At 44.3% G+C, this 4,889-nt stretch carries 3 protein-coding genes, 1 tRNA gene and 2 pseudogenes; 2 read left to right on the top strand and 4 right to left on the bottom strand.

Features of this window, described 5'->3' with window-relative positions:
- Positions 1 to 955: amino acid permease (locus EA14781_RS21720; protein ID WP_042336262.1), on the top strand; the 955-nt coding region annotated here is incomplete at its 5' end.
- A 434-nt stretch (positions 956 to 1,389) separates the two neighbouring features.
- Here the strand turns inward: EA14781_RS21720 and EA14781_RS21715 are convergent.
- The 3 genes and pseudogenes from EA14781_RS21715 to actS form a co-directional block, all read right to left on the bottom strand.
- Positions 1,390 to 1,679 (bottom strand): annotated as a pseudogene (locus EA14781_RS21715) (IS1 family transposase); the annotation flags it as partial.
- Between the two features lie 617 nt (positions 1,680 to 2,296).
- Positions 2,297 to 2,370, bottom strand: a tRNA-Gly gene (locus EA14781_RS21705).
- Between the two features lie 144 nt (positions 2,371 to 2,514).
- Positions 2,515 to 3,270: an amidase activator ActS gene (actS, locus tag EA14781_RS21700; RefSeq protein ID WP_002461373.1), complete on the bottom strand. Its 756-nt coding sequence runs from the start codon at positions 3,268 to 3,270 to the stop codon at positions 2,515 to 2,517.
- A 383-nt stretch (positions 3,271 to 3,653) separates the two neighbouring features.
- On the opposite strand from actS, the pseudogene EA14781_RS21695 reads away from it, so the two are divergent.
- A pseudogene (locus EA14781_RS21695) lies at positions 3,654 to 4,685 on the top strand (molybdopterin cofactor-binding domain-containing protein); the annotation flags it as partial.
- Between the two features lie 15 nt (positions 4,686 to 4,700).
- On the opposite strand, the gene EA14781_RS21690 reads toward EA14781_RS21695, so the two are convergent.
- The coding region (locus EA14781_RS21690; protein WP_052514818.1) for an IS1 family transposase at positions 4,701 to 4,889 on the bottom strand (189 nt) is incomplete at its 5' end.

Below are 4,889 nucleotides of genomic sequence, written 5' to 3'. Positions count from 1 at the left end.
CACCTTCATTGCATTCTTTGTCGTTGTTCTAATTTATGCCGTGGCAATCACAAACTCATTAACGGAACAACTGGCAAAACATCTGACTATTGACCTGCGTATCCGTATGCTGGTTAGTTTCGGCGTGGTGTTGATCCTGAATCTCATCTTTCTGATGGGGCGCCACGCAACAATCCGGGTAATGGGGTTTTTAGTATTCCCATTAATTGCTTATTTCTTATTTCTTTCTATCTACCTTATCGGTAGTTGGCAACCATCTTTACTAACTGCCCAGGTTGAATTCAATCAGAATACCCTTCACCAGATATGGATATCGATTCCCGTGATGGTTTTCGCCTTTAGCCATACGCCAATTATTTCTACGTTTGCTATCGACAGACGTGAAAAATATGGCGAACTCGCTATGGATAAATGCAAAAAAATTATGAAGGTCGCTTATCTCATCATCTGCGTAAGCGTGTTGTTCTTCGTCTTTAGCTGCCTGTTATCAATACCGTCCTCTTATATCGAAACGGCAAAAGAGGAAGGCGTTACCATTCTTTCGGCGCTCTCTATGCTGCCAAATGCCCCAACCTGGCTATCAATTTCCGGGATTATTGTTGCGGTAGTGGCGATGTCTAAATCATTTTTGGGAACCTACTTTGGTGTTATTGAAGGTGCAACTGAAGTTGTCAAAACAACATTACAACAGGTAGGGATTAAAAAAAGCCGGTCATTTAACCGCGCACTATCCATTATGTTGGTATCGCTGATTACCTTTATCATCTGCTGTATCAACCCGAATGCTATTTCAATGATTTACGCGATAAGTGGTCCGCTCATTGCCATGATTCTGTTTATCATGCCAACACTTTCAACGTATCTCATCCCTGCGCTGAAACCCTGTCGGTCAATTGGGAATCTGATTACACTGTTCGTAGGCATTCTGTGCGTATCAGTAATGTTCTTTAGCTAACATTCAGAAGTGGATGGTTCAACACGCAAGCACAGTGAACCATCCACTCTCTTTAAATCCCCGCAAATCCCGAATCTCCTGAATTGATTTCCTCCTTAGATTTCAGACCATTAGCATAATCAGATCAGTAAATATCTTAAATAAGAACATTTAAGATGCACCTTTAGGTTTTAACGGTTATTGTCTAATCATCCGAAAGCAATTTGCAATATAGATATTCTTAATAGATAAAGTGATTTTCCGACTCCTTGCGCATACGTAATCAAGATAAAAGCCAAGCCTGTGAAAAAAAACAAAATATAAATACGGATAATTCCAGCTTCCGATAAAAAATGAGAATTATATGAAATACAGAATAATCATGATATTTCTCTAAAAGGTTAATAATTTTGCACGTATTGACATCAGCAATAACGAATGGGTGATGACTCCAATTAGTAGAACATGTATTCGATAAAAGCACCGAGGACTTTTTCATGAAGTTCTACAGAGCGCGAGAAACAGATGGTCCTGCGGGCCAGACGTTTGATTTGGGTTCTCAGAGTCTCAATGCGCTGAGTAAAAATCTTACCAGTCAGAGGCTTCTCCTTCGGTAATTCTCTGGTGTAACTCCCCCATTCGTCAGTGGTCAACATACCGACGATAAAAGGGGTAAGCAACGCCAGCAATTCACGACAGGTTTTATCAGTCCGGGGCCAAAAGTGTAGGCCAGAACGCCGCCAGTTTACGTGTATTCTCTGTAATTTTTGTCAGTTGCAAAAGATCGTTTTGTGTATAACTACTCTTTATCTCATTTTTTAATTTATCTGCGTGTATATATATTGGATAATTCGGATACTTTTCTGGATTTATTGATAAATAACTTTTATTTATTGCTGATGGCTTTTCATTCAGATGGCTAAAAACAGATTCACTCGTCATTTCTGATGACATTGCATAAGTCGGCATACAAGCAAGTACACTTGTGAGGAAAATATCTACAACCGATTTCCTTTTCATAAAAAATCAAGAATCCATACAGTCTGGTTTAAAACTGTAGCTAACCACTTCTATAATATTTTGAAAATAAGGTTATTTACTTAATCCAGATAAGTAAGGTTGTCTATATTGAGTTATGTTTATTACAGAAGATTAGCCTTTGGAAGGTGGTTTTATAGCGCAACAGGAATTGTTCCAGCAAAAACAGACGCTGCTAATGGTTTTGCATTTGTCGTCCTGCGGAACAGGCACTGAAGTCGCCTGATAAATGCGAATGCCACTCTGTTAAGTGCTATTCATATCACGGGTGCGAGACAGAATCACCAGAACGGATGTCTGTATCTGCTTTCGCTGTTCAGGAAGTGGAGCGAGTGAGGGGAATCGAACCCCCGTCATTTGGTTGGGAACCAAAAGCTCTACCATTGAGCTACACTCGCGAATGATCACGTTGTCGGAACGCTTAACACTCAGGTTGCATGCGCCACCGCTAAACTAACTCTGTATTAAAGAGCGTAAGGGATTATAAACCTTACGCTCTTCTTGGCAAGGGACTTACCCACTGAATGGCGATTAATTCGCCGTCAACATTTTGGCTTACTGCCCTGCGGCGGCAAATAGCGCAACGGATCGATAGCTGTCGCCCGATAGCGAATCTGGAAATGCAGACGCACAGATGCCGCATCAGAACTCCCCATCGTCGCAATTTTTTGCCCTGCCTTTACCGTTTGCCCATTGTTCACCAACATCGTGTCGTTATGGGCGTATGCGGTGATGTAATCTTCACTGTGTTTAATCATGATGAGATTACCGTAACCACGCAATTGATGACCGACATACACGACCTTTCCAGCGCCTGCGGCGTAAATTGGCGTACCGCGCGGCGCTGAGATATCAATCCCTTTATTGCCGCCATCTGCCGTCGAATACGGTACGATAACTTTCCCTGTCGTTGGCCATAACCAGCAACGTTGACCAACCGGCGGCCATGAAGATTTTGGAACCGCTGAAGATGGCGTTACAGCGACTGTTTTCGTCGTCGATTTTGCAGTGGATTTACGCGAGCCGCTGCTGCTTTTCGCCCCACCGAGTTTCAGTTTTTGGCCGACTTCTATGGTATACGGAGGAGAAATACCGTTCAGTCGGGCGAGTTCTTTTACGCTGGTTCCCGTGGTGCGTGAAATACGATAAAGCGTATCCCCCCGTTTCACGGTGTAAACGGAGCCAGAATACGTTTCGGTATTTGATGATTTGCTACCCGAACAGCCCGCCAAAAGCAGTCCTGTCGATAACAGCATCACAATACCCAGAGTGTGTTTATTCAGGCGTCCTGCGCTCAAAATTGTTCCTCTCTCAAAAAACAAGACGCTATATCATAGCAGCCACCCGCCAGATCCCCAATCCATTGCTCTGGAACATCTCCTGTACAATGCTCGTTTTGTTATTGAATCTCTTTTCGATTAACCACAGACCAACAAAAACGATAAATACAATTTTCAGATAATGCCCAAAGTTTATTTATCACAATGATTTTTATCACGCTCATATTGATACGCTCTCCCCTTTTTCATTACTGATAAAATCACATCATCTCCATCGTTTTTTTAACGACATCACACTTCCCTCCTCACCTCACGCTTATAGTCGTTTCTGGCGTAATTCTTGCCTGCATTACCTCAATCATTGCCATTAAGAATGAAATATTCAAACCAAGGGGATTTTAATGGAAGCGCGGGAAGCTACCGCTACAGGTGAATCATGCATGCGCGTAGATGCTATTGCCAAAGTCACCGGGCGGGCACGATATACAGATGATTATGTTATGGCAGGCATGTGCTACGCGAAATATGTACGTAGTCCAATTGCACATGGTTATGCCGTGAGTATTAACGATGAAGAAGCCAGAAACTTACCTGGTGTGCTGGCCATTTTCACCTGGGAAGATGTGCCTGACATTGCGTTTGCCACAGCGGGACATGCATGGACTCTGGATGAAAATAAACGTGACATTGCCGATCGCGCCTTGTTAACTCGTCACGTTCGCCACCATGGCGATGCAGTTGCTATCGTCGTTGCCCGTGATGAACTCACGGCAGAAAAAGCAGCACAACTTGTGCATATCGAATGGCAAGAATTACCCGTCATTACTACGCCAGAAGCGGCACTTGCAGAAGATGCCACGCCAATTCATAGCGGTGGTAATTTGCTAAAACAAAGCACTATGTCGACAGGTAATGTCCAGCAAACAATCGACGCGGCAGATTACCAGATTCAGGGGCACTATCAGACGCCGGTCATTCAACATTGCCATATGGAAAGCGTAACATCGCTGGCATGGATGGAAGATGATTCACGAATTACGATCGTTTCCAGCACTCAAATCCCGCATATTGTTCGCCGGGTTATTGGTCAGGCACTGGATATTCCCTGGTCGTGCGTAAGAGTGATTAAACCGTTTGTCGGCGGTGGTTTTGGTAATAAGCAAGATGTGCTGGAAGAGCCAATGGCGGCATTCCTGACCAGTAAGCTTGGCGGCATTCCGGTGAAAGTTTCGCTTAGCCGCGAAGAGTGTTTCCTGGCGACTCGTACCCGTCATGCCTTCACCATTGATGGGCAGATGGGGGTGAACCGCGACGGTACGTTAAAAGGTTATAGTCTGGATGTTCTGTCCAACACTGGTGCCTATGCCTCGCACGGTCATTCCATTGCCTCTGCGGGCGGTAATAAAGTCGCTTATCTTTATCCTCGTTGCGCCGGTAATGACTCCAACTTATTGATAGTGTTTTATGTTCAGATAATGCCCGATGACTTTGTCATGCAGCTCCACCGATTTTGAGAACGACAGCGACTTCCGTCCCAGCCGTGCCAGGTGCTGCCTCAGATTCAGGTTATGCCGCTCAATTCGCTGCGTATATCGCTTGCTGATTACGTGCAGCTTTCCCTTCAGGCGGGATTCATG

This window comes from Escherichia albertii NBRC 107761 = DSM 17582 (assembly GCF_000759775.1).
In the GTDB taxonomy this organism is placed as follows: Bacteria; Pseudomonadota; Gammaproteobacteria; order Enterobacterales; family Enterobacteriaceae; genus Escherichia; species Escherichia albertii.
This window is presented reverse-complemented; position numbering and strand designations above follow the sequence as displayed.